The sequence below is a fragment of the Rhodocytophaga rosea genome, assembly GCF_010119975.1.
Lineage (GTDB): Bacteria > Bacteroidota > Bacteroidia > Cytophagales > 172606-1 > Rhodocytophaga > Rhodocytophaga rosea.
The window spans coordinates 625360-651761 of record NZ_CP048222.1 but is presented as its reverse complement, the minus strand read 5'-3'; the positions used below and the strand labels follow the sequence as shown (position 1 = coordinate 651761).

Below are 26402 nucleotides of genomic sequence, written 5' to 3'. Positions count from 1 at the left end.
TTGGTGCTCACTTTCCTCTTACAGCGCTACTATGCTCCTTTGGCTGCCAAAGGGGTAGTCAGCCATTGGAAGGTGTACTATCAGGATGAGAGCCGCTTTGGTTTGATGACTGTTTTGAGAAGAGCCATCACCCTTGCCGGCATAAAACCGGTAGGAGCCTATCAGCACCGCTTCATCTACCGCTACTGCTATGGATTGGTAGAACCGCTGACAGGAGATCACTTCTTTATTACTGCCCCACAGGTTAACACGCTTTACTTTGAGTATATGCTTGAGGAGTTTAGCCGCCATCAACCGCAAGTGTTCAAGTTTATCTTTGTAGACAAAGCAGGCTATCACCGGGCAAAAGCCTTGCAAGTGCCCCAAAATATCCGCCTGGTGTATTTACCTTCTTCCAACCCTGAACTCAATCCGGTCGAAAGGCTGTGGGGGGATATGAAAAACAAAGTAGCTTTTCACAACTTCAGCCATGAACAAGAACTGGAAGCCTGGATCACTAATACGGCTAAAAGTTATGGGCAAAGACAGATCGCCTCTCTAACCGGATACCCTTACATTTTAGAAGCCATCAGCAAGATTACAACCTCTATGGAATAGCCTTCGCCCTATTTGGTATTAGATTTTGATATACTTTGTATTCCTCTTTTCGTTGGTTGATAATCCCGTAATCCAGTTGAGGAGTGCGTACGGCCTTGCGCAGTTCTTCAAAGGTGAGATAATATATATCTTCTGTGGGATGAATAACACCCGCTTGCAGGAGCCTGTTGGCTTCTTTGAGTAAAGCCTGCTTATAAACGAAATAACGGCTAATTATACCGTATTTTGGATATTCACGATAGCCGGCGTAGTTGCGGATCAAGTCGATCATTCGTTTTGTTTCTTTTGCTTTTTGTTCACCATCTGGCATACGCATGTTCCTCTCCAAGTATGGAGTGAAAGCGAATGATTTCATTATGGATTTCTTCTGGAACTGCAATACATTCGATGAGGCTGCGAATCTCTCTGCTCAATTGGGTGATCTTATTTCTGTCATCCACCTTTAACAGGGAAAGCTGCTCCAGTAAGTCCTTAACAGAAACGTCTTCTTCCATAATTCTTTTAAAGGCTTCTGTAGTAATACAAAAACCATCCGGTACCGGGATTCTTTCTATCCTGGAAAGTTCCCCCAGGTTGGCCCCCTTACCTCCAGCTATCCTGATTTTTGATCTATCAATGTCCTCAAAACCAATAACAAATGGACTTATACTAATCATATCTGGCATATTTTATTAAGTTGTTGGTAATTTTCAGATGGGTTATAGATAATAAATGGAAGTCTTCCCTGATTTTACGGTTTCAATGCTTTCAATACCAGTTCAAGTGTTTGATACATGATTTCATTTGAAAATGTAAAAGACTTACCTCTAACTTCCGCTTCTTTATGAAAACGTAGCAAATTGTATAGCGGTCCATAGGCCACACTCCAGAATACAGCCATCGGCATTGGCAGTAATTCTTTATGGTTGATTGCTTTTTGAATGAAAGTTTCCAGGATCACCTTCAAATCGCTGTTTACTTCAGTTAGCACATATTTACAGTGGGGAGAATTCAGGATAATTTCAGAAAATTCAGCCCTATTCGGGTTGGTGAGTACATACCCGGCTCTGTTCTCCCACTGCTTTTTTAAGCCTTCTTCAAAAGACATATCAGGGGAGAAGTCTTTTGTCATCAATTCCATCATCCGGCGGACCTCTTCCACGCCAAGCTTTTTGATCAGATCATCTTTGTCTCTATAATAAATGTAGAGGGTGGCTACGGAAATATTACAGGCTTTTGCAAGTTTGCCCATACTAAAACCTTCAAATCCATCTTTTACCAGAAGTTCGATGGCTTTTTCTATAACCATTTTTTCTTTTTCTCTATCTCTGGTTCGCATCTGTATATTGTATTAGATTACAAATATAAATGAATGTTCATTTATTTATAAAGTTTTTAATGCTATTTTCATTCCTGTTTGATTGTAGCGTTATCCAATGCCAAGGAATCAGTAAGAATAGCGGCAATAGAGTTAGGTAAGTTCTTTTTAGGACGGCAGATTGCTAAAGGCCAACCTCCCCAAACGAAAGGTATCTAGCGAAACGTTGACCAGCCTTTATTTGATGGTTAGATCGAAAGGAATTACATAGAAATTAGGATCTACTTTAAGTGTTGTGTTTGCCGGAAGGTTTTCTATAGATTTCCATTGTTTGGTAGGTTCCAGCCATCTTTCCTCACCATTTATCCAGACTTTCACAGGTATGGCAAAACCTTCCACACAAGAACCCCAGCGGTAAGAGAGTGTGTTACCCATAAGCCGGTATTCCAGGGCAGGAATTTGAGTGGTGCGCAGATACTGGTTAAAAAAGGGTGTGAGGTCTTTTCCAGACTTTTTGCTTAAATAATTTTCAATCTGGGCAGTAGTTACGGTCTGGTGATAAAATTTCTGGTTGAGGCCCCTGAGCATATCCCGCCACTTTTTATCATCATTCACAATCTGCCGTAAGGTATGGAGCATGTTGGCTCCTTTATAATACATATCAACAGAACCACTTTTGTTCACACTATAAGTTCCGATGATAGGCCGGTCGTTTGCAATATTAGATCTGGTGCCCAGTACATAGGCTGCACTGGCTTCTTTTCCAACATGGTAATCCAGGAACAGGTTTTCAGAATAGGCCGTAAAACTTTCGTGAATCCACATATCGGCTATGTCCTGGTAGGTAATGTTATTGGCAAACCACTCATGTCCGGATTCATGTACAATAATAAAATCGAATTTCAATCCATAGCCAGTCTGGCTCAAATCACGCCCTAAGTATCCATTCTGGTAACCATTGCCATAGGTAACAGAACTCTGGTGTTCCATGCCCAGATAGGGGGTTTCTACCAGTTTATAACTATCTTCATAGAAAGGGTACGGGCCAAACCAGTATTCAAAGGCCTCCAGCATCCGCTTTACTTCTTTAAACTGCTCTTTTGCTTTCCCCAGATTGTCTCTCAATACATAATAGTCGCAATCCAGTTCGCCTTTTTCGCCTTTATATTTTTCAGAAAAATGCACATAATCACCAATATTAATATTTACCCCATAATTATTGATGGGATTCGATACAAACCAGTGATAGGTGGTAGTTCCATCTTTGTGGCGCTCGGTTTTTCTGAGCCTTCCATTCGACACATTTGTCAGATTTTTAGGTACCCGTACACTGATGAGCATACTATCTGGTTCGTCATACATGTGATCTTTGCAAGGCCACCACAAACTTGCGCCATCACCCTGGCAGGTAGAGGCAATAAATGGATTGCCTCTGGCATCTTTTTTCCAGGTAATACCTCCGCTCCAGGGCGGCCGTTTGCTTATCTGAGGTTTGCCGCTGTAAAACACTGATAATGCCTGCGTAGACCCAGGTGTTTGCTGCCCGGACAAGCGGATAAAATAGGCATTTCCTTCTCGGTTGAAGGATAGTTCTTTACCATTTTGCAGCACTTTCTCAATATTCAATGGCGGTTGAAGATCGATCTGCATAAGTGGGTATTCCTGTAAAACCTTATATTGAATGGTATTTACGCCTCGAATAGTGCTATCGGCCGGATTAACTTGTATGTTGAGATGATAATAGGTGAGATCCCACCATGCTCTTTCTTTTGTAATCGAACCCCGTAAAGTATCCTGCCTGGTAAACTGGTTAGGCTGTGCTTGTAAAGCAGTATAGCAAATAAAAAAGTAGAGAAAACAGAAAAGTAAACTTCTGTCGGTAATGGAGAAGTACATGCTCTGGATGGCTTAGGCATTTTTTGATAATCCTGCATTCGGGAGAATCACTAACTTAATATCTAGCTCCTATGATACACCCTGGGTCAAAGCTAATAAATTTGGTGAAAATAGATAGTGTTCTGAAAAATACGCAACGAAAGTACAAAAAGAAAGGTGCCAGAATTTGTTTCTGGCACCTAAAATGACAAATTAAAATAATAAGCCTTTACAAAAGACCTATTTTACATAGTGGAGAAGATGGGACGGCAACCCAAATGCCTTTTAAAACAGGAGAATGTATTTTTAACACTATATATCATTGGCTGTTTTGTCTGTTTATATTTTCGTTTTAAATGTAGTGTTATTTTTAGTAATAGAATATTTTTTAATTTGGGAGTGTGTTGAGTCTTCAGTACAACCCCCAAGTATAAATATAATAGCAGATCTGCAATCAAATTATTATATTACTTTCCTGATTTTTATTGACATACCCTATAACAGACTAGCTAAAAGCTAAGTTAAAAATATAGCTGTTTACCCAAAGAACAGAAATAGTATAAACTCTCCGATATCTTACCTCAATCTTACATTGGCGATTAGGCCAAGGATCTATTTTTATGCCCAAAGCTTTACTCACAATTTTTCTATTTATTACATTTTTCTCATTCTGTTATTCTCAAGATATAGATACTACCATGTGGGTGACAGATAGTCCTGTTTCTTCTATAGCAAGGTCTGGTAATACAATTTATATAGCAGGGTTTTTTAGGCATGTAGGGCCTAACACAGGAAGTGGCGTAATCCTCAATCGAAGTGATGGAAAGCTGGCATCTGCTCCCTTATTAAAGATAAATGGAATTGTTCGTGCTTCTATTTCTGATGGTAAAGGAGGATGGTTTATAGGGGGAGATTTTACCCAGGTGGGAGGAGTAATAAGAAATAGATTAGCTCATATTCTAGCAAATGGTAACTTAGATCCAACCTGGAACCCCGATGCAAACGCTGCAATTCATATCCTAGCCATGAATGGAAATGTGATCTATGCTGGTGGTGATTTTACTACTATAGGTGGTCAAACGAGGAATAGTTTAGCAGCCCTTGATATAACCACCGGCCAGGCTACAGACTGGAATCCTAGTCCAAACTATAGAGTCAGTACCCTTGCCATTGTCGGAAATGTGGTTTATGCAGGAGGATCATTCACTAGTATAGGTGGTCAATCTAGAAACTTTCTAGCGGCCCTTGATGTAACCACAGGTCAGGCTACCGACTGGAATCCCAACTCTAATAATGCAGTTAACACTTTAGCAATTGCTGATAATGTGGTCTATGTGGGAGGATACTTCAATAGAATAGGTGATCAATTCAGAAATTTAGTAGCAGCCCTTGATATAACCACAGGTCAGGCTACCAGCTGGAATCCTAATGTAAATGATGGTAGTTATATTCATACCCTAGCTGTATCAAGAAATGTAGTTTATATCGGAGGAGGCTTTACTGGTATAGGTGGTAAAACTAGAAACAATCTAGCAGCCCTTGATATAATCACCGGCCAGGTTACCGATTGGAATCCTAATTCTAGTAATAAAGTTAATACTCTTTCCATTGTTGATAATGTGATCTATGCTGGTGGTGAGTTTACTACTATAGGTGGTCAAACGAGGAATAGTTTAGCAGCCCTTAATGCTACCACTGGCCAAGTTACCGACTGGAATCCTAATCCAAATCTTAGAGTTAATACTCTTTCCATTGCTGGAAATGCGGTCTATGCCGGAGGTGATTTTACAAGTATATGTGGTGAGACCAGAATTGGTTTAGCAGCCCTTAATGCTACCACTGGCCAAGTTACCGACTGGAATCCTAATCCAAAAAATGGTAATGTTCATGCCCTGGCTGTTTCAAATAATCTGGTTTATATAGGAGGGACATTCACTAGCATTGGTGGTCAACCAAGGAATAACTTAGCAGTTTTTGATGCAACAACAGGTCAGATTACCGGCTGGAACCCTGATCCAGACTCTTGGATTTATGCTATAGCTGTGTCAAGAAGCTTGGTCTATGTGGGAGGATACTTCAACAGGTTAGGTGGCCAATCCAGAAACTATTTAGCTGCTCTTGATGCTACCACAGGTCAGCCTACCGACTGGAACCCTGATCCAAATAATGTAATTCGACAACTGGTTATTGCTGAGAATGTAGTCTATGTCGCAGGAGACTTCATTAGAATAGGCGGCCAAATGAGAAATCGTTTAGCTGCTCTTGATGCTACCACCGGCCAGGCTACCGATTGGAATCCTGATCCAAATCATAGTGTTAATACTCTTTCCATCGCTGGAAATGTGGTCTATGTCGGAGGATTCTTCAGTAGAATAGGTGGTCAATCCAGAAACTATTTAGCTGCTCTTGATGCTACCACAAGTCATGCTACAAACTGGAACCCTAATCCAAACTCTTGGATAAAAGTTATAGCTGTATCGGGAAACCTGGTCTATACCGGAGGTGATTTTACTAGTATAGGCGGCCAATCCAGAGTTGGTTTTTCTGCTCTTGATGCTACTACTGGACAGGTTACCACCTGGAATCCTAATCCAAACGGTGGCATTGGTAGTCTTCTTGTGTCAGGAAATGTTATCTATGGTGGAGGAGCATTTACCAAAATTGGTGGCCAACCCAGAAAGAATTTCGTAGCATTTGGGCGACCCCTATCCGAGTCTAACCTTATAAAAGGCAGTATCTATGAAGATACTAACGGCGATTGTGTCAAGAATAGCAATGAAAAAGGAATAGCTAATAGAGTGGTTGTGGCTCAGCCTGGAAATTACTTTACTTCCAGTGATTCTTTAGGAAATTATACACTTAAGGTAGATGCTGACAGTTATACAGTTGGACAAGTAATCCAGGCGGATAAAGCCAACCTTATCAAACAAGTATGTCCGGTAAATCCTATTACGCATACTATTCATTTTACGGGTTCTGCTGATACTGTCACCGGTAAAGACTTTGCTAATCAAACTACGCTTCAATCACTTCTTACGGTGAGTGTTTCGTCGAATCGCAGAAGAAGGTGTATGACCAACATGACTACAGTCTCATATTGTAACAGCGGTACAGCAGGAGCAGAAAACACCAAAGTACATGTAAAGCTCCCGGAGTATGTCGTCTTAAAAAGTGCTAATATCCCATATACGCTAGACAAAGAGGGTAATTATGTTTTCAGTATTGGATCTTTAGCTGCTAATGCTTGTGGAAGTATTAGTATTCAGGATTCAGTGATTTGTGGTAATTCTTCTATTCGTAATCTCACCCAATGTACCAAAGCCTGGATCACGCCAGCTAATAGCAGAACGCCTTCCGGAAACTGGGATCAGTCAGATATTAGTTTGAAAGCCAAATGTTTGGATAATGGCAGGGTACGCTTAGGTATGTATAATATGGGTACTGGTCATATGGCCGATAGCACCGCTTTCAGGATTTATCTGGATGCTCAGCTTGTGTTTACAGCCAATTATAAGCTTAGTAAGGGAGACAGCCTGATCTTGCAAGTTCCTGCCAATGGCCGGACAGTTAGATTAGAAGCCGATCAACATCCCCATCACCCTTCAAGAAAACAAAGTTTTATTACAATTGAAGCCTGTGGAACGCATGGTGATGGCACAGTTAGCAAAGGCTATGTAAATCAGCAAACCCAAGAGGAGGAAGAACCTGAAATAGCTACAGAATGCCTGCCTATTATTGATTCCTATGATCCCAATGATAAAGCCGTTTCTCCGCAAGGTGTTACAGAAAACCATTATACGCCTACCGGTAAAGCCTTAGATTACACTGTACGTTTTCAAAATACAGGAACAGATGTAGCCTACAAAGTAGTAGTAGTAGATACCTTATCCTCCGACCTGGATATAAGCACATTGCAAGTAGGAACGGTTTCTCATGGGTATAAAATGAGTGTGTCCGGCAAAGGTAAACCAGTGCTTACATTTACTTTCGATAACATTCTCCTGCCTGATAGCACCAGAGATCAATTAGGGAGCAATGGATTTATAAAATTTAGTATCAAACCAAAAGCTGATCTGCCGGAGAAAACCATTATAGAGAATTATGCAGACATCTTCTTTGATTTTAATGAGCCGATCCGAACCAATACGGTGTTTAACTCCATTTATGATCTGCCGCCAGTTGTAGTAGAATCAACCAAATTAGATCAAAGTATCATTTGTCAAACAACTAATACTACTATTCAAGCAGGCATAAGCCGATCAATGTGTGTCCAAGATACTGTAGTGATGCAAGCCATAGCGCCATTGGTAGGGAAAGGCCGATGGAAACTAGTGCGTGGAAAAGGTGTCTTCCAAGATCGGGAAAGCGCCACTACACTTATCTCCGGCTTAGCCTATGGAGAAAATGTATTTGAATGGAGTATTGCTGCTAATTCTTGCGGCAGTGATTCTCTAAGAAGTCTAGTGAAGATCACTCGAAATAAAAAACCGGAAATTAATATCCTATTATTGGATAGCATTTGCGGACAAGGCTCTGTTAACATCGAGGTAAGTGGAAGCAGCAAAGGAGACTATAACTGGTACGCAGCCCAAGATACATCCGTGGTGATTGGGAAGGAAGCCATATTTACTACACCTGTACTTTCTTCCTCTACCACTTACTATGTAGCGGCTGTTGAAGAAGGCTGTGAAAGTGTAAAAGTACCAGTACGAGTTGCAGTTCATAAAATCCCTGCTAGGCCGGTCATTACATTAGTAGGGGATAGTTTAGTCTCTTCAATCGTGGCCTCTAGTTATGAATGGTATCTTAATGGTAGTAAGCTGGAAGTAAATAGCCGGAAAATCGAGGCAAAAGAGAATGGTATGTATACAATCAAAGTTATAGAAGGTGCTTGTACTTCTAAGTTGTCTGAGCCTTATACCTATGAGAAAGTGCCTACAGGTATAGATGAGCAGGCTTCACAGCTAGAAATTTATCCTAACCCAACGACCGGTTTTGTATATATCATAATTCCTGCAAGTGTTAAAGCGCAGGTAAGTTTACAGGATGGCATGGGAAGAAAACTACTTACTAAAAGTATCCTGAGTAATGGTGGCCAAACGGAAATACCTCTACAGGGAATCAAACCAGGTATGTATGTTCTAATCATAGAAACTCAAGGGAGCCTCTGCATGAAAAAACTACTTGTTAAGTAGTATGAATATTGGAAATCAATTGATTTTTCCTTGATTTATCCTTGACCTTTCTTTTCCTGTTTTCCCTTGTTACTTGACAACTGTCAAGGTTTTGTTTGCTTATCCTTGACTTATCCTTGACTATTTAGAACTACTTTCGTGATACAATTATGCCCTCTTCTGTAGTTATATATTTCTGATTTTTACTACTGATCTTATCAGGAATGGTCAATTCTAATAAATTAGCTTGAACCAGTGGAATAATGTATTTGCGATAATAAAAAGCATTAGATTTTACTCCTATATATTCTAATATCTCACTTCTGCTATGAGGTGTTTTACATAAGGCGAGAATACGCCTGGCAAGAGTAATATCATCTTTATCAGTAAATGGTAAAGGTACAGAAGGCAAGAAACTTCTATGTATAGGCAGTGTCACCAGAAAATAAGTTCTGCTATCATCTGTTTCAAAAACCGGATTGGGTGAGCCATTATTACTCATGGCTCTACGAATTTTAGGTATACCTGTACCCCTTCCTTCAGTTAATCTCAATTCCTTCAAAAAATCTCCAATTCGTCTGTTTCTATAGCTTCTGGCTACTACTCTGTCTTTCTTTAGATCTTCATTATCAACCGGAGGAATTGGCCCAGGAAACGAGAGGATTTCAATTTTGTCATGCCTAATGTTTACTTCTACCGGATCTTGTAGCTCATAGCTACGGTGAAAAATGGCATTCGCCAATGCCTCTTCTATGGCAGCAAAAGGATAATTATAAAACCGCTGAGCTTCAGCCTGATTTTCAACTTTTCTTATCCGTTGGGCAATTACAGTATTTTGGATATGTTTCAGTGCATCTCGAAGCTGAACATGAACAGGACCTTCAAAAATACGTTCTTCCATTTCGTCTCCTATGGAATCAATATAAGTTACCACATCAATTCTGGCGCCTTTAAAAAACTTTATAGGATGCTCATTAAATAAGAGTAGTCCTACATTAACAGGCCTTAGATACTCAGATGAGCCTTTTAAAACTTGTAACTGCTGACATAGCTCATGGAAAGGGATATTAGTAGCTCTCTGGTAAAGCTCACTGCCAACATCTTTTAAAAATGACTGGATTAAAGGGAATTTCAAATCCTCTATAGAAGCAGTATGATTAATTCTATCATCGAAAGGAATCCGGTTGGCTAATTCATATAACTGACGCTCCTCATCCGGATTGGCTTTTACCGTATTGGAACCTTTTCTTATGTAGTAATTATATATAGGATTGAGGACAATATTTTTAGGACACTTATAGGGCCGGTTGTCACCTCCCGTTGCCCACAAAACTAAAATATGCTTACCTTGATAAACCTCTACTGAGGAAACGGGAAAGTATTCCGGCACAATCCGCTTGCTGATCTCAAATAACTTCTTTTGACAGGCATCCACCTGATCTGGTAAAAGTCCTTTGGGAGGTAAAATAGGCATACCATTGTGTTCTTCAATTCCAACAATTACATAACCCCCTCCCAGGTTATGAAAATCATTAGCAAAGGCACAAAGTGTGTGCATAATATCTTCCGGATTCCATGATGCTTTAAATTCAATACGTTCACTTTCAACAGTGGTTGCGTTGATTAAATCATTTAAATTAATAGGCAAGCCCGGCATAGATTAATATAGGTAATAGATTTGGGTATTTACTGAACGAGTAAAAAAGCCTCTTTATTCAATCGCCTGTGCAGACTCTTTCTTCTTTGTTTTTGGCTTTTCTTTGGCAAATAAACCGGCTGTATACTTCTCGTATAGTTCAAACAGAAATTCCATACGCTTGGCCTCCGATACAAAAGCCTGCGGACGGTAGCATAAATCAACTGCCTTATCTAATTCCTGGTGTGCTTTTACTAATATGGGGGGCATAGTAAGCGAATCATATAAATCAGCAAGGGAACTATCCGGAAAGGCTTTACGGGCATCCAATACTTTTTGAGCAGCAGTTTCTATAGCTTTAATTTGTTTTTCGTTTGGGCTTTCTGGCCAGGGGAAGTTGTTATAGACTAGCACATTAGAATATCTAAAATCACTTTTGATTCTACCACAGATATGCCTAATCCATACATTATGCATTTCTGAAGTTAAAATTCCAAAATGGAATAAAGCTGCATTTGGTAAAGCTGTACAAGAATCGCTGACAATTATTTCAGGCTCAAAGAAGCCAAAAGGAATGTATTTTCTTGATTCAGAAGAATGGCGAGGAATAATTATATATGAGCTTTTTGGTTGGCGGATTTCAGAAAATAACATTGGAGTAGCGGCCTGTTTTTTTACTGATTCCTTTGTACTTAATGCTCTAAAATTTTTAATGTTTTCTAAACGTTTGAGAACAAATGGCATCTTTTTCAACTCATCTGGTGTTATATTTTCTAACCATAAACACCATCGATTTTGCCCATTCAAAAACTGGTGGCTGCTTAAAACTGGTTTTATATATTTTATTGCATTTGGCTCTTTCTGAATAAACAACTCTTTTTCATCATCAGAAAAGAAGAAATTGCCATCATCAACAGGCTTACTTCCATAAATCATTTTAGGTACATTATTTAATGGAATTGTTCTTCCTAAGATAACTAAGTCTTTTCCTTCAACCAGATAGGGATTAATATTCTTAGCTTTTAATTCGTGGGGTTCTGCTTTTATATTTTCATACTCATAAATGTATTTTTCATTTATATCAAAATTTGCAAAGCCAATAATTACAACATGAACAGCGGCATTGCCTCTGGCTTCATTTTTCCAATTAAAAGTCCGATGAGCAAAATGAATTTTAACTTTATATTTAGAAAATAACTCATTCCATAAAATGCCGACTTGTTCGCCCTGGACAATAGAATTAGTAGAAACAAAAGCTGCTTTAATAGTAGTATCTTGAATATACCGGGCTGCTTTTATATACCAGGCTGTTACATAATCCAGCACACCGGCTCCATCCACTTTAATAAAAACCTTGTCCATATCTGCCTTTTGTACAGCATTCTGATTCGACTTACCCACAAACGGTGGATTACCAAGAATATATGTCAGTTGATTTTTCGGCACTATACTTTCCCAATCCAGTCGCAGGGCATTGCCATGCGTGATGTTAGCCGATTTCTTTAGTGGCAAACGGGCGAAGTACTGGCCAAACTCCACACTAATCTGCATGTTCATCTGGTGGTCTATCAGCCACATGGCAACTTCGGCAATACGGGCCGGAAATTCTTCATATTCTATCCCATACACCATATCTACATCCAGCCAGATAATATCGCTCACATTCAGCCAGCCTTGTCCGCTTTTATTTAAAGCCCGTAGAATTTCTATTTCTAACAGACGTAGCTCCCGATAGGTAATTACCAGGAAGTTGCCACAGCCACAAGCCGGATCAAGAAATTTTAGGGTGCTGAGTTTCTTATGAAATTCAGTAAGCTTGTTCCTATTGGTTTTGATACTCTCAAACTCCCGCCATAATTCATCCAGAAACAGCGGTTTAATAAGCTTGAGAATATTCTTTTCAGAGGTATAATGGGCACCAAGGTTACGGCGTTCTATAGGGTTCATTACACTCTGGAAAAGAGAGCCAAAAATAGCAGGAGAAATTTTGCTCCAGTCCAGGGCACAGCAATGCAGCAGCAGTTCTCGCATTTTACTATCGAAAGAAGCTGGCGGCAGGTATTCGGCAAACAGCTTTCCATTTACATAGGGAAACTGGTTGAGGTGCTCATCTATGTTTTTTAAGCGTTTCTGTTGAGGGGTATTCAGAATGTGAAACAATTGAGCCAGGTGAGCGGCCAGGTCAGAGCCATCTTCATTGGTTTTCCTTTCAATATAATCCTGAAACAATCTTTTCTCAAAGATGCTTGTATCTTCAGCAAACAGGCAAAATAGTATACGTACTAAATACACCTCCAGCTCATGTCCTTCATAGCCTATTTCTTTCAAACGGTCATGTAGCTTACCCATACGCTCGGCAGCCAGTATATTTACCGGATCTTCAGATTTATAGCTCTTAGTTTGATACCCTAGAATAAAGCCGAATAGCTTTACATTCTGATAGAGGTCTTTTAACAGGAATTCCTGATGTGTGCCTTCTTCAAGGTCATAAAGCCGGAAGCGCTCAAAATCAGAAACGAGAATGTATTTAGGAAGATCGTACTCTTTTAGGCCGGGAAAATAATTAATGGCCTGTTGATAAGCTTTATCCAGATTTTTGCCCCGGCTCTTCATCTCCACCAGAATTACCCCTTTCCAGAGCAAATCAATATACCCATCAGCCTGACTCAGTTTCTTTACTTTGTGTTCAAAGGTAGAAACACGCTTACTGCTGATGCCAAAAATGTTAAAAAACTCAACTAAGAAAGGTTTGGCATCTGCTTCTTCTCGTTCTGTATCCTGCCATTCTTTAGAGAACCGTATAGCACGGTCTTTTATTTCGTTCCAGCTTAATGCCATTATTAAATTTTAATTAATTATAGTGAGAGAATTATATGTACTATAGAATCCTAAAAAATATATTCGATCTGGAGGTTTGTAGAGAAGAAGAAAGCAATAATTTTTCGACTGTTATTCTAAACCTTGCCATTTTTTAATATGTCTTTTGTCCTATGGCTGGCTCTTAAATAATTATTTTTATTTGTTAAGCTTTGATATTTACTACTGTATATTTCTTTTTTTAAATTCTTTTAATGCTCTATTATAAGAACCTTGGTTTTTTTTATGAAATAATTTCCAATTGTAACTAAGATTATATTTCTCCTCTAACTCTTGGTCTATTAGTCCTAAATCTAGGAATATACGAGAGGGGCCAATTTCTTCAAAAATGAATTTTAATATTTTATCTTTAGCTTTAGGAGTAACAAATCCTAAAGTATCGTATTCTTTCTTGCCATCTTTTTCTACTTCCCCACTCATAAAATGTTCTAAAAGCTCTGGTTCATTATATTTTTCAGCATACTTTTTAGCTTTTTCGGGAGTATCAATTAAAACTTCATAATGTTCTCTAAATATGTCGAATAATCTATCAAAATAAGCTGTAAAATAGACTTTGATTGCATCAATGAGACCTTTTCTATCCTGTAATTGTTCTTCTAGTTCTTTTACTCTTTTTTCTAATTGCTTCACCTTTTCTGATTCTTCCTTATTACTAGCAGGATTATCGTAATTTATAAGCTCAGCTACACTTATATCAAATACTTTTGCTATTTGGTCTATTTGTTCTAAAGTTAATTTGTTTCCTCTCTTTTCTAGTCTTGGATAATTTGAACGCTCAATTCCTATTTTATCAGCTACTTCAGCTTGAGTCAATCTTCTAGCTTTTCTTATTGCAGCAATATTTTTTGAAACATCCATTCCCAAAAATATAATAACATTTGATAGTATTAGTTATAAAATAATTATAATAAATGAATAAATAATTATTACATAATGCATATATTTTTATAAATTTGTTATAAAATAATTATAATAATTATGAAAATAGATATGGATAGACCTAAGAAGACAATAGCTGAAGCTATTGAAGAGAAACAATTACCAGGTACTGCTTGGAAACCTACCAAAGAGCTTTATAAAAAAATTGGTATCAATCAGAAGCGGTTTGGGCTGATTTTAAAGGGCAAGATAAGGCCTTATGCAGATGAGATAACTACAATTGCAGAGTATTTCAAACTCGATAAATCACAACTATTCTAGCCGCCAGCCAAGCGATATGAAAGCCGATGTTTATTTAAATACAAACTTGAGTTTAGAACTCAGGGAGAAAATGCTTGCTCAAATTAACAAAGCCTTACCCGACGAGATGTTTGAAATACTTGTAAAAGTAAAAGGTTCCTGGCTCGTCCGCAATGAGCTAGCAGAAACTTGGAAGCAGTTGCGGGGTAAACCGGATTGGGTAATTGATGATGACTTTTCTGATTATCTAACGCTTCACCAGGCAGAGAGCCTAGGATTAATTCCGAAACCAAGCAATTAAAATTTATGAAACAAGCAAAAAAAAGCCCCCAGGCGCCAGATGCTATGGAGGCAAAGAATGAGTCTGTAGCTGCTATCCGCCAAGACAAACAGCTAAAGCATAAAGTTACAAATTTCCGCACAAGCAATATAGTGATGCCTGTACTTTTTCACATAAGACACAATAAAAGAGACAAAACAAAAAAGGTACTATTTATTGCTGTATCACAGTAAAAGTAAAACGCTACGATTTTACTACAAGCATCAAATTATATGCCCAGGGATGCAGACCCAAAACTTGTCATTAGATAACAAAAGCGGGTAATCCAAAAATTGCATGCCTGCTTTGAAAAACAGCAGAACGCAATAAAATTTATGAGCGTGATAATCAGCTACTGAAAGATAAAGTTCGGAAGCTGGAAAGGCTCCTGTTTTTCTACAATTAACAAACAAAACCGCACCTTCTACTTGGTGTGGTTCTCCATTTATAACTTATCATCTAAATAGTTTAAAATGAATCAATCCAACGGAAAAGATGAAATTCAGCCATGGGAAGTAGAGCAGTATAAAAAACATAAGTTTTATGAAAAAGATAACTGTCTGTACACACTTAAATTTAATTCAGATCAGCCCTCCAGAAAGCAAATAAGTAATTTTAGTATATCTGTTCTTTACTTTATTAAAGGACATGATCAGTCTCAAAGAGTAATTAAACTTAAAAATCAGCCCGGGGTTGAATCCATACTTACTATTAATAGTGATAAACTTGCTTCAGTAGCTGAATTCACTAAGTTCCTGGAAAGAGAGGGTAACTTTATTTTTTATGGTTCAGCTTTGGATCTCACGCACATTAAAATCAAACTTTTTAATGATGAGAAACGAGCCACGCAAATCACTGTATTAGGCCAGCATACCCGAGAAGACTTTTTTACTTTTTGTAATGGCATCTGGCAGAAAGGTAAGTTTTACCCAGCTGATCAGTACGGCATTATAAACCTGGGAAATAAACATTTTCATATTCCTTATGCCAGTTCCATTTTAAAAGAAGATGACAGCTCTGAAGAGGATAAGCAAAATGAGAATTACATCAGATTCACTTACAAAGACTCATCAGTCACTTTCAAGCAATGGTCTTCAAAATTTGCCCAAGTGTATAGTTATAATGGCCAGGTTGCACTGGCTTTTGCTATTGCTGCTATCTTCAGAGACATCATATTTGATGAATTAGGCTTCTTTCCCATCCTGGACAACTTTGGCCAGCCTCAAACCGGAAAGAGTACACTTATGGAATCTTTGCTCTATCTGTTTGGGGAGAAACAACCAAGAATAAGTCTAGCATCAGGCACTTCTACACCCAAAGCTATTACCCGCACAATGGGCCAGTTCAGAAATGCGCTGATTTTTATAGATGAATATAAAAACAGAGATGAACTACTGAAAATTGCAGAAACCTTGAAAGGTATGTATGATGGTACGGGCAGTTTAAATGCAGCTTTTACTAATGATAGCCGCACCCGCACCAATAAAATATTAAGTAGTGTACTACTTGCAGGCCAGGATCTCCCTAACCTGGACCCGGCTCTGTTTACCAGATGCATCCTGCTTGATTTTACAGAGAAGAAGTTCAATGATGAGTCAATGAATCAGCTTAAAGCATTACAGCAGGAGGGATTAACCTTTGTGCTCACACAAATCCTGGAGATACGATCATATTTTAAGGATAAATTCAAAGAAGTATTTGAGCATGAATACAGAGAGCTGAGCAAAAATCTACTGGCTCATCAGTATCCAGACCGGCTGCTAAAGAATTATACCATTCTATTAGCCTGTGTAGAAATTACAAATAAACATTTACAAAGGCTCCCATTTGAGAAAACTGATTTTGAGAATTTAGTTAAGAAAAGAATTAAGGAGCAAAACAGCCTGATGAACAGTACAGATGATCTGAAGGCATTTTTTGATGTAGTACAATTCCTTTATGAACAAGGCAAAATCACGGAAGAAAAAGATTTTTGTTTTAGTAAAGGAGATGGTGGAAAAAGGCTTTATCTGTATATGATCTCCATTCACCCATTGTATCTGGAAGCCAAACGCAGGCAAGGGGGCAAAACCTTGGATAAAGGGACATTGGAACTTTATATAAAAGCACAGAAAGATATATTCATCAAGCAGGGAAATGCAAAGTTTCAAAGCACGATAGATAAAAAATACGACCAGAAACATTGTGTGCACCTGCATGTGGAACCACTCACGCAAAGGTATGAACTGTGGCTGGGGCGTAATACAAATTTAGAAGAAAACCAAGAAATAGATTCAAGCGCTGAGGGGCCTGCCATGCTCAGTTATGAGCAATCTCTACAAGAATCTGTTTTTTTCATCCAACCATCCAACCTTCCAACCAGACATAACTGAATAAATATAAATAATTGATATATAATATGTTATATTCTTTAACTATATCTATTTCTTACTTTCTGGTTGGATCTGGTTGGATTTTTAGCCTCCAGGTTGGATTTGAAAAGAGTAGCCTAGTTGGATAGTTGGTTCTCTGGCTGGACGTAAGTATTCTGATTATCAGTCTGGTTGGGAGGTTGGATAGTTGGATAGCCAATACCCAGATATCATATAATAAGGCAGGTAAATATCTTGTTCCTTTTATTACTTTTTCTATTTTTCCACACGCCCCCCCATTGGGGTAAAAAATAAATAAAAGATGCATAGTCAACTTACTAAGAGAATTATTGAAAGGTATATTTCTGCCTTTGGAGCAAAAGAGTATTTGATCCAGTTAACTCATCTGGACCGAAAGAAATATGTTCCTATTCGGATCTGCTATGAGCCGGAGGCATTGCTGAGAAGCACTGACTTTTTGAAGTATAAAAACTTACTGGGCTATAATGTGTATTGCCGGCCAGTAGGTTATGAATATATCCTATTGGATGATCTAAAAAGAGAAGTGTTTCCGGATCTGGAAATCATAAAGCCTTGTCTGTGGATGGAAACCAGCCCGGATAATTTCCAGGCGTTTGTTACACTCTCCCAGGCGCCGGAAAACAGAGAACAAGCTTTAGAAATATGTAGGCATCTGGCCTACCGGTTCGGAGCAGATCCTGGCAGCGCTGAACCAGACCATGTTGGCAGATTGCCTGGTTTTACAAACCGGAAAGAAAAATATAGAGACGAAAAAGGATTTTACCCATTTGTCAAACTGCATCAAGCAGAAAAGCGGATCTCTTCATTTTTACCCCAATGGGGGGCGTGTGCCCAGACTACTTCCATCCATAATGTTCCACCAAGAAATGAAGAGGATCGAAGCAGAAGGGATTTTAATTATGTCTGTATGCTATTAAGGCAAGGTAGAACAGAAGACTTTATACGGGAAGCTTTATACAGCTACAGCAGTAAAGCCAAGCAGAGAGGCGACAAATATGTTTCGATGACAATCAAGAATGCGAGAAAAGTTATATGGCATTGAAACGCCTCTACTGACTTAAAATACTTTTATTCACTTCAGGCTTCTATCCACTTCAAACCCTTAAATGTTATGATTCACTATTCGATTTATGAAAGATTTAAAGTTTTAAAACTTAGACCTACCCATCAAGCGATGTGGCAGGTAGGCTTACTCGTGCGGGACTTATATGTCCATACGTTTGGAGTAAAGCCTGAAAAAAGAAGTGTCATGCTGAATGACAAATACATGGAGGTAAATGTTTATCCGGAGAGCTTTATTGGGAAAGTAGATGAGCAGATAAAACTTTACTGTGCATCCCATCAGCTGCTACAATCAAACACGACAAAAGCCGCCCAGCCTAAAACGGCAGCTGTAGCACAAGCAACCGCTTACAAGAGGCAAGAACGACCGGTTAAACCACCAGAAAAGCTTTCAGGGTCAAATGCAGCTGATGACAGGCCCCATGCTGATTCAAGCACAGATCCTGCTGTGGGCCATCCATCCGGATCTTCAGCAAAAAGAGAACGAAAACGTATCACAGTGAAAAAAATAGAGCCTATTATGGATAAGTATAAAAAATAGAACGGCTATTTAACACTTTCGTGCAATTTATAACAGCTATCTGGCTTGTAGTATACAAAAGTGTAAGCAGAAGCTGACTGCTACGCTGTACAGCCAACCATACCCCTGTCAAAAGCTATGCTAACTCATGGAAGAGTTCAGTAAAAATATCCCGAACTCTCGCCACTAACGCTGGAGCTACTTTTGGCGCTAGCTTTTGGTAATCAGCTACTAGCGGAGAAAATATAGCACTAGCACATTGCGAGAGTTCGCAATCCTGCAAGATCGAATCAGGCACTGTTTTTTTTGCAAGACAGGTGTTTACTTAACAGCTAATCTTTAATTCCTATCCGGCTAGTATTAAAAGTTATATCCGGCCTTATCTCACACTGGAATCCTGCTACCGCAGCAATCTGGAGCCGTACTACGGAATTGTAGTACAGAAACACTACAAAGTCGTAGTACGGGAAAAAACCGCACTACGGAATCAGCACGGAATGACTCTTGTTAATGACTGATTATGAGTTAATAGTAACTTTTCCGTAGTACGACTTCGGGGTAAGGCCGTACTACGATTCCGTAGTGATGTCCACTACGAAATCGTAGTGATTCAGGCGGAAATTATAGGGAAGCCCGGCGCAAGTCGGTTGGAAATTTATGAGCATAGCATTGTTTAATTATAGGTCTAATATGCTAAAAATAGCAAGATAAACAGCTTATTTGCTTTCTTGCTGTAAAAAAAGCTTTCTATTATGTAATTCTATATAAGCCTGTAGCTCATTTTTGCTGCCAGACTTTGCCCTTACTTGCTTTTTTTGCATTTCAATCCATTCCTTTACAACCTTGGGCTAAAAAACAAGGTATCTGCTCTTTATAGGTAGAATAAAGGTGCATATTTGCACCATTCTGATGCAAACGACAGGTATTTATGCTAGTGTATTTTTCTGTAACCAATTTCAAAGCTTTTAAAGCTGAAATTACTTTCAGCTTAGTAGCCAAAAACTATAGTAAAGGCAAACCGGCAGCAGCTGTTCATCCGGTAAGTGAGTTGAAGATAGACTTGTTGAAAAGTGCTGCTATATTGGGGGCCAATGGCAGTGGTAAAAGTAAGCTTTTGGAAGCTTTGCTCTGCATGAAGCAATTAGTTATGGGTGCTTCTGAAAAGGCAGGCACGAAGATAGAACCGGTTCCTTTTCAATGGCACACAGAGACTCAGCATAGTCCGACTGAATTTGAAGTGACATTTATCCATACAAAAGAACTCTTTCGCTATGGCTTTGCAATCAAACAAGGCATTGTCATAGAAGAATGGCTCTATCATCGTGGAAAAACAAAAGAAGTAGAAGTCTTTTATAGAAAGGGGCAGAAATTCAATATACATGCCCGCTCTTTCAGCAAAGGCAAGCGTTTAGCCAAGGAAGGATTTATCCGGGAGAATGCCCTCTTGCTTTCGGTGGCTGCTCAATTCAATGAACAGCTGGCAACTAAAGTGCTTTCCTGGTTTACTAATGTGCATATCCTCTTCCAAACAGAGACGCTGGCACATTTACCAAGCAATACAGACAAACAAGCACAGGAGAAGCGCTTAGCCTTTCTGCAAGCAGCAGATACAGGCATTGAAGCGGTTAATTTCACAGATCCATCACAGGCAGGCACTACACATAAGCTTTCTTCGCTAGTTATTACTCATCGCAAGTATGATGCAAATAATCAGCCTGTAGGGGATACCCCCTTATCAATGGAGGAAGAATCTTTGGGCACCAAGAAATTGGCTGTTTTAGCAGAAGCCTTACTAGCCACACTTGAGCAGGGCAGCATCCTAGTGATTGATGACTTAGATGCCTATCTGCATCCTAACCTGGTTATTGAAATTGTCTCCCTGTTCCACAACCACGCATTTAATCCCCACCATGCCCAGCTGATTTTCACCACTCATGCTAGTTCGCTATTGCAGGCAGAGCTATTGAGAAAGGATCAGATCTACTTTACGGAAAAAGATGTCTATGGAGTAGCCCGGTTATTTTCCCTGGCCCATTTCAAAGATGAACGCAAAAAGGCAAACTTTCAGCAGCGTTATTTGCAAGGCTATTATGGGGCCATTCCATCGCTGGATCAATTTGACCACATGATTGCTACTCAAGTGTTGGAGAAGTAATAGAGAAATTAAGAAAATGGATTTATAGATTGAAGGTCGGTAATTTCATTCCTGCTTACATCAGTAAGAAGTATGTATGCTTCATGTATCCTTAATGGGAAAAGTGTATCATACTTGCCGAAAATTTCGGATTCCGTGAAAAATTTCGGACGTAACTTGGTGGTTTTTATTGAATTAAAAGCGAAAATTATCTCGGAATCTGAAAGAAATATGATGTAAATTGAATATAGTTTCAATTGAAACGGATTAATATTTTGGTTCAGATTTGTGTAAAAAACTTGCAAGAAAAAGGCAGAAAATAACAGGTTTGGAAAAATAGATAGGCTTTTATGTAATTGTTTTGCGTTTTAGGGTACCAAAGAGTAGCTTTAATGAATACTATTGGAAGGAGGAACTCTGAACATGAAAAACCATATGGGTGGTCCATACAAGTGGAAGTCTTTAAAAATTCACTCTCCAGATGATGTAGTAAAAGCTGGTGGGGCAGATGCCTATGCTAGACAGATAGGGCATATACCAGCAAAAGAGTGGCCTACCATAGATTTTACAGATGAAGAGTGGGCCCAAATAGAGGAAATGATGAAAAATGATAAATAGGGTGGCCATTATGAAAAAATCTAATATCACCTTTGGAACCTTAAAAGGTAAGCTCATAGTAGCTAGTGATTGTTGGGATGATGATTTAAAGGATACAGAGCAAAAAAAGTCTAAAAAGCTGACTTCCAAAATTAAAAAGGGGTGAAAGAAGTAAAACTCATAGATGAAGGAAAACTATCAAAAATCAGTTTCTGATTTAGTAGAAGAATTGGAAGAGAAAGAGTTATCAGATAGATCAAACTATGCTCCAGCAGATTCAACTTGCTTTTTATACCGTTTCACGCTTGACATACTGATCCCTGTCAGATCTACTATCTCATTTACAGAAAGCCCTCTTTCAAGAGCCTTTTTTACTTTCAAAAAGTTTTCGTTATTTATTCCTTTAGGACGACCTATATGTTTTCCTTTTGCTGCAGCTAACAGTTGTCCAGCTCGGGTTTTTTCTAAGATGCTCTCCCGATCGTACTCGGCTAAAGCGGCAAAAATATGCAGCACCATTTTTCCTGCAGGTGTTGTGCTGTCAACTCCTAGATCTAAGGCTTTGAAATGGATACCTTTGGTTGCAAAATCTCCAACCAGTTTAATCAAATGATCCCGACTTCTACCCAATCTAAAAAATCGGGCAACCATTATCGTATCTCCTTTTCTTAACCGGCTCATCATTTCATCTAATGCCGGTCTACTAGTACTTACTCCACTGATCTTGTCTTGGAAGATTTCATCACACCCAGCTTTCTCCAAGGCTTCTAGTTGGGTGTCTAAGTTCTGGTCAAGGGTTGAAACTCGGGCGTAGCCAAAAACTTTATTCATAATGGTCAAAAAGTTGGTGTCACAAATATAATTGTCTTTTTCTTTTTGGACTTACTTTTTGACCCCTGTTTTGACTGCTTTTTCAGAAAAACTGAAGGAAAGAGCCAGGGTTCAGAAAGTTATGACTTTGTGGCCCTTATTTTACTATGCTATTAGCAAGGCGCTGTTAGTTAAAGAATTCACAAAATGTATGTTCTTATTGATTTACCCTTCCTACCTATTAAGGATTAACCTTTGGAGTTAGGTGTATTTGTGATTTTTAACGAATACACCTAACTCCCTTCAGCAAACACACCTCCCTAGCATACTTGCTATCAATCATCTTATTCTGCGTTTTTCTTTCATTGCCATGATACGTATTCAAAAAATAGAGCAAGAAGGTAGTATTTTCATTGGTGTGTTTGTCCCTTATGAGGAGCAGGCCTTGGAAAAGATCCGGCAAATTCCTCAACGCCGTTGGGATCCAAGGCTCAGGTGCTGGCTGATTCCCTATCAAAAAGAAGCTTATGCACAATTAAAATCCTTTTTCCCCACTCTAACGGTGATAGGTCCGGGAGAAGTTGTAGCCCAACACAAGCAGACAAAATCCCTTGCTTTCCCTACTGTGGAAAACAGAACACTCATGCAAGATACACCTGGAGCAGATACACAGCTTTTTAAAGCCAGTAGTCAACCAGGCACTTCCCCGGTGAAAATAGCTTTTACCGGAAAAAAGATCATTCTGCAACTCAAAAAGCAGGAAACTGATATACGCTTTTTGCGCTCACTGCACTATGCCAGATGGGATAAAGGTACTTTTAGCTGGCTAGTGACCCAAACGCCCATCAATCAGGATCTGATCTACCGCTATTTTGGTGCCCGATTACAGCAGATAGACCTGGATTTGCCGCAAGAAGTGCCCACTTTAGTTGATTCCACAGCGGAAGTTTCTAAAGGGAATCTGATAGAAAAACAATCCCTTGGGCAAGATAGCAGCCCCTCTTGGAAGGATAATAAAAGAGGGCCAAGTTTGCCTGCTCCCTTTCCGGTAGTGGATAAGAATAAGCTGATCGTCGTGCATTATAAACAAGGCAGGGTCAGGCTCATCTTCCGCTTTGAACCAAGCCTGGTCACCTTAGTCAAAAGTTTTCCCTTCTATCATTGGGATGCCGACAACAAGTGGTGGAGTGTAGCTTTGTCCTCTTCGGTGATGAGCAGCCTGCAAGGCTATTGCCAAAGCCATGGATGGGTGTTAGAAGAGAAACAAGATGAAAGGCAGGCATTACTTGCTCAAAGAAAGGAAGCAGAAAAGCAACCTTATTTCCGGCAGGTGCCGGAAATATTTATAGAAAAGCTGACTTTGAAACGCTATAGTTATCAAACCATTAAGTCTTATAAAAATATGTTCAAGGAGTTTATTAATTATTATTCTACCCGTCCTATTGATGAAATCACTGAAAAAGAAATCCTGGCTTATCTCAGGTATCTGGTGCAGGAGCGAGCCGTTTCTGCCTCTTATCAAAATCAGGCTATTAATGCCATCAAGTTCTATTATGAACAGGTTCTCAATGGTAACCGCCGGTTTTACTATGTGGAACGCCCGGAAAAAGAAGAGGTATTGCCGGTGGTACTCAATGAAAAAGAGGTAGAATCTATTATTAATGCTCATACTAACCTAAAGCATAAATGTATCTTTCTTGTCTTGTATTCTGCCGGGCTGCGCATTGGAGAACTACTCAAGCTACAGCTAGGGGATATGGATTGGGAGCGTATGCAGATCCATATTAAAGGGGCCAAAGGGAAAAAAGACCGCATCACGCTTTTGTCAGAGAAAACAAAAAGTTATCTGCTGCAGTATCTGGAACTATATATGCCCAAAAATTATTTATTCGAGGGACCAACCGCAGGAAAACCCTATTCCTTAAGCAGTGTGCAGGTATTGTATAAAGAAGCTTGTGAAAAAGCCGGTATCCATAAAAGAGTCACCTTACATACCTTGCGTCATAGCTTTGCCACACATTTGTTAGAAAGAGGCACTGACTTGAGATATATTCAGGTTCTGTTAGGTCATAACTCACCCAAAACGACAGAGATCTATACCCATATCACCACTAAAGCTATGGCCGGAGTAAAAAGTCCGCTGGAATATTTGCAAGTGTGATGTTTTTTTAGCTACTTTAAAGTAAATGATACACACAGAAGGCACCTGAGCACAAGGCCACTCTTTAAAAAATAACCGTTCAGGTTACCTCATCACCACTTACTACTATAGAAGAAATACACACAACTAGCACCCAGTTGGGAGTACTGGTTTGTTATGCCCTATTGAAGAATAGACAATGAATTATGCGATGTATTTTGAGAGATCTAATAGAGAACACATCACATTAGATGAGTGGTTAAAAGCCATTGAGAGTATACCAGAATTGCAATTAGCAGGAATCACTAATAATAACTTTGAGGATTGGATAGGTTACTTCAAACATGCAGATGATTCAAAACAATTTCATCACAGAGAGGATAGAAAATACGATGCGGAGATTTATTCTAACAAAGAAACTAAATGGAAAAGAGTGTTTTACTGGGGTTTCTCAAAAAGTAAAAAGTGGGGCGTAATTAGATTCGAAGCTAATGATGATCCTTCCAACCCGGTCAATGTAGTGGCGGATAAAATAGCAGACTTGTTGGGAGCCAGAATAAGAGGCGAAGATTATACTTGGTATGAAGATTAAAAGATAAATCACAGGGCATAACACCTAACTCGACCGTCAACCGGCCTATTCTCAGCTCAGGGCTTAACACAAAGGCTCGGTATGCGGGAGTTTGTGGGCCATTGTAGGCAAGCAAAAATACTTAAATGAATAGAAGCAGGTTTCTTGTATTAAGGATTGGATTAATACTTACGATAGGGGTTGGATGTCAAAAAACATCTCCTCCGGAAACAATGATTTTTGGACCGGGACATCAAGACTATTCCAAACCAATTCAAAACGGGTACTTGCTCTATAGAAGTTCAGCTCATGAAGTTTTTGTTTCCCCAGAAACCTGGGGAGAGAATACTCCCAGGATACCCAGTGAAATAATTAGAATTAATCATTATAAAACTTTCGTTATAGCAGAAAGGCGAGTGGCAACAGTTCAAGAAAAGACTGATTATTGGATACTTAACACGAAAGTACCCACAGTATGGGGTGGAATGACAAAGGAAGAAATGAATAATAAAATGGATTCTTTACAGATTCCTACTTCGATTCAATTAATTGCGGTGGATGTATATTAAAAGCCTGCCTACAACACCAGGCAAACCGTTAACCGGCCCTTTCCCAGCACAGTGCTCCACCGCAGCGGGATCGGTCTCCGGTTGCCTTTGATTCGTTATGCTCAATATGAAAGATGGAAAAAATAAATCTTCAAAGTAAAACTAAAGCTGAGAAGGGAATAGCTGAAAAGTATTGGTTTGAGAATAGCGATATTGGATTGAGTAACACTTTGTTCCATCGTATTTGTATTCCTTTGACTCCCTTTGATTCTGGCCTTGAGTATGAATCGCAACCTGTAGAGACTGAAATAGTGATTGAATGGCTAAATTTAAAACTACAGAATCCAGATGAGTTAAATAATTTAACTATCACTAGTCAAGCCTATGAAGAATTAGAAGCATCTGTTTATATAGGTGGCGCTCATAATATGTGTGATGTTAAACGCTTAGAAATAACAAAAAAAGAAAATGATAACTACCTTGTCAAAGGCGAATTGCTAATTGATTTTCAGTCAGAAGGCGTAGGTGAAAATGAAGCTTTCAACTTTCAAACAGAAGTTAATTATCAAAAAGATTAAAATAAATGAGCATAACACCTAATTCACCTATCAGCGGCCCGTTCTAACCACAACCTTAACACAAGGGCTCGCCGACGGGAATTTGTGGTCCATTC

The 26402-nt window shown here is 39.1% G+C and carries 23 protein-coding genes; 15 read left to right on the top strand and 8 right to left on the bottom strand.

Annotated elements, in window-relative coordinates; translation table 11 throughout:
* The first annotated feature begins 3 nt into the window (after window positions 1-3).
* Entirely contained in the window at window positions 4-597 is a 594-nt protein-coding gene (locus GXP67_RS02880) for an IS630 family transposase (protein WP_162441765.1), read from the top strand.
* On the opposite strand, the gene GXP67_RS02875 is transcribed toward GXP67_RS02880, so the two are convergent.
* The 4 genes from GXP67_RS02875 to GXP67_RS02860 form a co-directional block, all read right to left on the bottom strand.
* A complete protein-coding gene (locus GXP67_RS02875) occupies window positions 587-913 on the bottom strand; it encodes a hypothetical protein (RefSeq protein WP_197901638.1) in 327 nt (108 codons plus the stop codon). The two genes, GXP67_RS02880 and GXP67_RS02875, sit on opposite strands and share 11 nt — an antisense overlap.
* Window positions 894-1262 carry a PEP/pyruvate-binding domain-containing protein gene (locus GXP67_RS02870; protein WP_162441764.1) on the bottom strand — a complete coding sequence of 123 codons (369 nt, stop codon included), beginning with the start codon at window positions 1260-1262 and terminating at the stop codon, window positions 894-896. Before GXP67_RS02870 ends, GXP67_RS02875 begins: the two co-directional genes overlap by 20 nt.
* Window positions 1263-1327: 65 nt before the next feature.
* Window positions 1328-1915: a TetR/AcrR family transcriptional regulator gene (locus GXP67_RS02865; protein WP_162441763.1), complete on the bottom strand. Its 588-nt coding sequence runs from the start codon at window positions 1913-1915 to the stop codon at window positions 1328-1330.
* A gap of 216 nt (window positions 1916-2131) precedes the next feature.
* The gene (locus tag GXP67_RS02860; protein WP_162441762.1) at window positions 2132-3790 is read right to left on the bottom strand and encodes a M1 family metallopeptidase; all 1659 of its coding nucleotides are present in this window, start codon (window positions 3788-3790) and stop codon (window positions 2132-2134) included.
* A 599-nt stretch (window positions 3791-4389) separates the two neighbouring features.
* On the opposite strand from GXP67_RS02860, the gene GXP67_RS02855 reads away from it, so the two are divergent.
* Entirely contained in the window at window positions 4390-8964 is a 4575-nt protein-coding gene (locus GXP67_RS02855) for a DUF7619 domain-containing protein (protein ID WP_162441761.1), read from the top strand.
* A gap of 130 nt (window positions 8965-9094) precedes the next feature.
* Here GXP67_RS02855 and GXP67_RS02850 read toward each other — a convergent pair whose 3' ends face one another.
* From GXP67_RS02850 to GXP67_RS02840, 3 genes are all read right to left on the bottom strand, one after another.
* Window positions 9095-10591: an RNA/DNA-binding domain-containing protein gene (locus GXP67_RS02850; RefSeq protein ID WP_197901637.1), complete on the bottom strand. Its 1497-nt coding sequence runs from the start codon at window positions 10589-10591 to the stop codon at window positions 9095-9097.
* Window positions 10592-10654: 63 nt separating this feature from the next.
* Window positions 10655-13417 (bottom strand): DNA methyltransferase, encoded by a 2763-nt coding sequence (locus GXP67_RS37205; protein WP_162441759.1) that lies wholly within the window; start codon window positions 13415-13417, stop codon window positions 10655-10657.
* Between the two features lie 201 nt (window positions 13418-13618).
* Entirely contained in the window at window positions 13619-14314 is a 696-nt protein-coding gene (locus tag GXP67_RS02840; protein ID WP_162441758.1) for a type II toxin-antitoxin system RelB family anti-toxin, read from the bottom strand.
* Between the two features lie 120 nt (window positions 14315-14434).
* Here GXP67_RS02840 and GXP67_RS02835 point away from each other — a divergent pair, with 120 nt between their 5' ends.
* From GXP67_RS02835 to GXP67_RS37720, 9 genes are all read left to right on the top strand, one after another.
* Window positions 14435-14656: an XRE family transcriptional regulator gene (locus tag GXP67_RS02835; protein WP_162441757.1), complete on the top strand. Its 222-nt coding sequence runs from the start codon at window positions 14435-14437 to the stop codon at window positions 14654-14656.
* 16 nt (window positions 14657-14672) lie between these two features.
* The gene (locus GXP67_RS02830; protein ID WP_162441756.1) at window positions 14673-14936 is read left to right on the top strand and encodes a hypothetical protein; all 264 of its coding nucleotides are present in this window, start codon (window positions 14673-14675) and stop codon (window positions 14934-14936) included.
* A 5-nt stretch (window positions 14937-14941) separates the two neighbouring features.
* Window positions 14942-15148, top strand: coding sequence for a hypothetical protein (locus GXP67_RS02825; protein ID WP_162441755.1), 207 nt, complete (start codon window positions 14942-14944; stop codon window positions 15146-15148).
* Between the two features lie 279 nt (window positions 15149-15427).
* Window positions 15428-17326, top strand: coding sequence for a DUF927 domain-containing protein (locus GXP67_RS02820; protein WP_162441754.1), 1899 nt, complete (start codon window positions 15428-15430; stop codon window positions 17324-17326).
* A 301-nt stretch (window positions 17327-17627) separates the two neighbouring features.
* Window positions 17628-18389, top strand: coding sequence for a DNA-primase RepB domain-containing protein (locus tag GXP67_RS02815; protein WP_162441753.1), 762 nt, complete (start codon window positions 17628-17630; stop codon window positions 18387-18389).
* A 69-nt stretch (window positions 18390-18458) separates the two neighbouring features.
* Complete coding sequence (locus GXP67_RS02810) at window positions 18459-18950, top strand: hypothetical protein (protein WP_162441752.1); 492 nt, start codon at window positions 18459-18461, stop codon at window positions 18948-18950.
* A 907-nt stretch (window positions 18951-19857) separates the two neighbouring features.
* On the top strand, window positions 19858-21084 hold the full coding sequence (locus tag GXP67_RS02805; protein WP_162441751.1) for an AAA family ATPase: 1227 nt from the start codon (window positions 19858-19860) through the stop codon (window positions 21082-21084).
* A 402-nt stretch (window positions 21085-21486) separates the two neighbouring features.
* Window positions 21487-21681, top strand: coding sequence for a hypothetical protein (locus GXP67_RS02800; protein ID WP_162441750.1), 195 nt, complete (start codon window positions 21487-21489; stop codon window positions 21679-21681).
* A 10-nt stretch (window positions 21682-21691) separates the two neighbouring features.
* Complete coding sequence (locus GXP67_RS37720; protein ID WP_262890479.1) at window positions 21692-21826, top strand: hypothetical protein; 135 nt, start codon at window positions 21692-21694, stop codon at window positions 21824-21826.
* 95 nt (window positions 21827-21921) lie between these two features.
* Here GXP67_RS37720 and GXP67_RS02795 read toward each other — a convergent pair whose 3' ends face one another.
* On the bottom strand, window positions 21922-22491 hold the full coding sequence (locus tag GXP67_RS02795; protein WP_162441749.1) for a recombinase family protein: 570 nt from the start codon (window positions 22489-22491) through the stop codon (window positions 21922-21924).
* A 349-nt stretch (window positions 22492-22840) separates the two neighbouring features.
* Between GXP67_RS02795 and xerA the strand changes: the two genes are divergently transcribed.
* The 4 genes from xerA to GXP67_RS02775 all read left to right on the top strand — a co-directional run bounded on the left by xerA (window position 22841) and on the right by GXP67_RS02775 (window position 26307).
* On the top strand, window positions 22841-24631 hold the full coding sequence (gene xerA, locus GXP67_RS02790) for a site-specific tyrosine recombinase/integron integrase (protein ID WP_162441748.1): 1791 nt from the start codon (window positions 22841-22843) through the stop codon (window positions 24629-24631).
* 178 nt (window positions 24632-24809) lie between these two features.
* Window positions 24810-25202, top strand: a complete 393-nt coding sequence (locus tag GXP67_RS02785; protein WP_162441747.1) for a hypothetical protein — start codon at window positions 24810-24812, stop codon at window positions 25200-25202.
* A 125-nt stretch (window positions 25203-25327) separates the two neighbouring features.
* A complete protein-coding gene (locus GXP67_RS02780; protein ID WP_162441746.1) occupies window positions 25328-25750 on the top strand; it encodes a DUF3997 domain-containing protein in 423 nt (140 codons plus the stop codon).
* A gap of 113 nt (window positions 25751-25863) precedes the next feature.
* On the top strand, window positions 25864-26307 hold the full coding sequence (locus tag GXP67_RS02775; protein ID WP_162441745.1) for a hypothetical protein: 444 nt from the start codon (window positions 25864-25866) through the stop codon (window positions 26305-26307).
* Window positions 26308-26402 lie beyond the last annotated feature (95 nt).

Bases quoted from the DNA above. Each gene is read 5' to 3' on its own strand.
- GXP67_RS02830 (WP_162441756.1), top strand. From the start codon at position 14,673: ATGAAAGCCGATGTTTATTTAAATACAAACTTGAGTTTAGAACTCAGG.
- GXP67_RS02810 (WP_162441752.1), top strand. From the start codon at position 18,459: ATGATTCACTATTCGATTTATGAAAGATTTAAAGTTTTAAAACTTAGA.
- xerA (WP_162441748.1), top strand. From the start codon at position 22,841: ATGATACGTATTCAAAAAATAGAGCAAGAAGGTAGTATTTTCATTGGT.
- GXP67_RS02860 (WP_162441762.1), bottom strand. From the start codon at position 3,790: ATGTACTTCTCCATTACCGACAGAAGTTTACTTTTCTGTTTTCTCTAC.
- GXP67_RS02800 (WP_162441750.1), top strand. From the start codon at position 21,487: ATGAAAAACCATATGGGTGGTCCATACAAGTGGAAGTCTTTAAAAATT.
- GXP67_RS02870 (WP_162441764.1), bottom strand. From the start codon at position 1,262: ATGCCAGATATGATTAGTATAAGTCCATTTGTTATTGGTTTTGAGGAC.
- GXP67_RS02840 (WP_162441758.1), bottom strand. From the start codon at position 14,314: ATGGATGTTTCAAAAAATATTGCTGCAATAAGAAAAGCTAGAAGATTG.
- GXP67_RS37205 (WP_162441759.1), bottom strand. From the start codon at position 13,417: ATGGCATTAAGCTGGAACGAAATAAAAGACCGTGCTATACGGTTCTCT.
- GXP67_RS02825 (WP_162441755.1), top strand. From the start codon at position 14,942: ATGAAACAAGCAAAAAAAAGCCCCCAGGCGCCAGATGCTATGGAGGCA.
- GXP67_RS02785 (WP_162441747.1), top strand. From the start codon at position 24,810: ATGAATTATGCGATGTATTTTGAGAGATCTAATAGAGAACACATCACA.
- GXP67_RS02780 (WP_162441746.1), top strand. From the start codon at position 25,328: ATGAATAGAAGCAGGTTTCTTGTATTAAGGATTGGATTAATACTTACG.
- GXP67_RS02775 (WP_162441745.1), top strand. From the start codon at position 25,864: ATGGAAAAAATAAATCTTCAAAGTAAAACTAAAGCTGAGAAGGGAATA.
- GXP67_RS02875 (WP_197901638.1), bottom strand. From the start codon at position 913: ATGCGTATGCCAGATGGTGAACAAAAAGCAAAAGAAACAAAACGAATG.
- GXP67_RS02805 (WP_162441751.1), top strand. From the start codon at position 19,858: ATGCTAGTGTATTTTTCTGTAACCAATTTCAAAGCTTTTAAAGCTGAA.
- GXP67_RS02835 (WP_162441757.1), top strand. From the start codon at position 14,435: ATGAAAATAGATATGGATAGACCTAAGAAGACAATAGCTGAAGCTATT.
- GXP67_RS37720 (WP_262890479.1), top strand. From the start codon at position 21,692: ATGAAAAAATCTAATATCACCTTTGGAACCTTAAAAGGTAAGCTCATA.
- GXP67_RS02815 (WP_162441753.1), top strand. From the start codon at position 17,628: ATGCATAGTCAACTTACTAAGAGAATTATTGAAAGGTATATTTCTGCC.
- GXP67_RS02855 (WP_162441761.1), top strand. From the start codon at position 4,390: ATGCCCAAAGCTTTACTCACAATTTTTCTATTTATTACATTTTTCTCA.
- GXP67_RS02795 (WP_162441749.1), bottom strand. From the start codon at position 22,491: ATGAATAAAGTTTTTGGCTACGCCCGAGTTTCAACCCTTGACCAGAAC.
- GXP67_RS02820 (WP_162441754.1), top strand. From the start codon at position 15,428: ATGAATCAATCCAACGGAAAAGATGAAATTCAGCCATGGGAAGTAGAG.
- GXP67_RS02865 (WP_162441763.1), bottom strand. From the start codon at position 1,915: ATGCGAACCAGAGATAGAGAAAAAGAAAAAATGGTTATAGAAAAAGCC.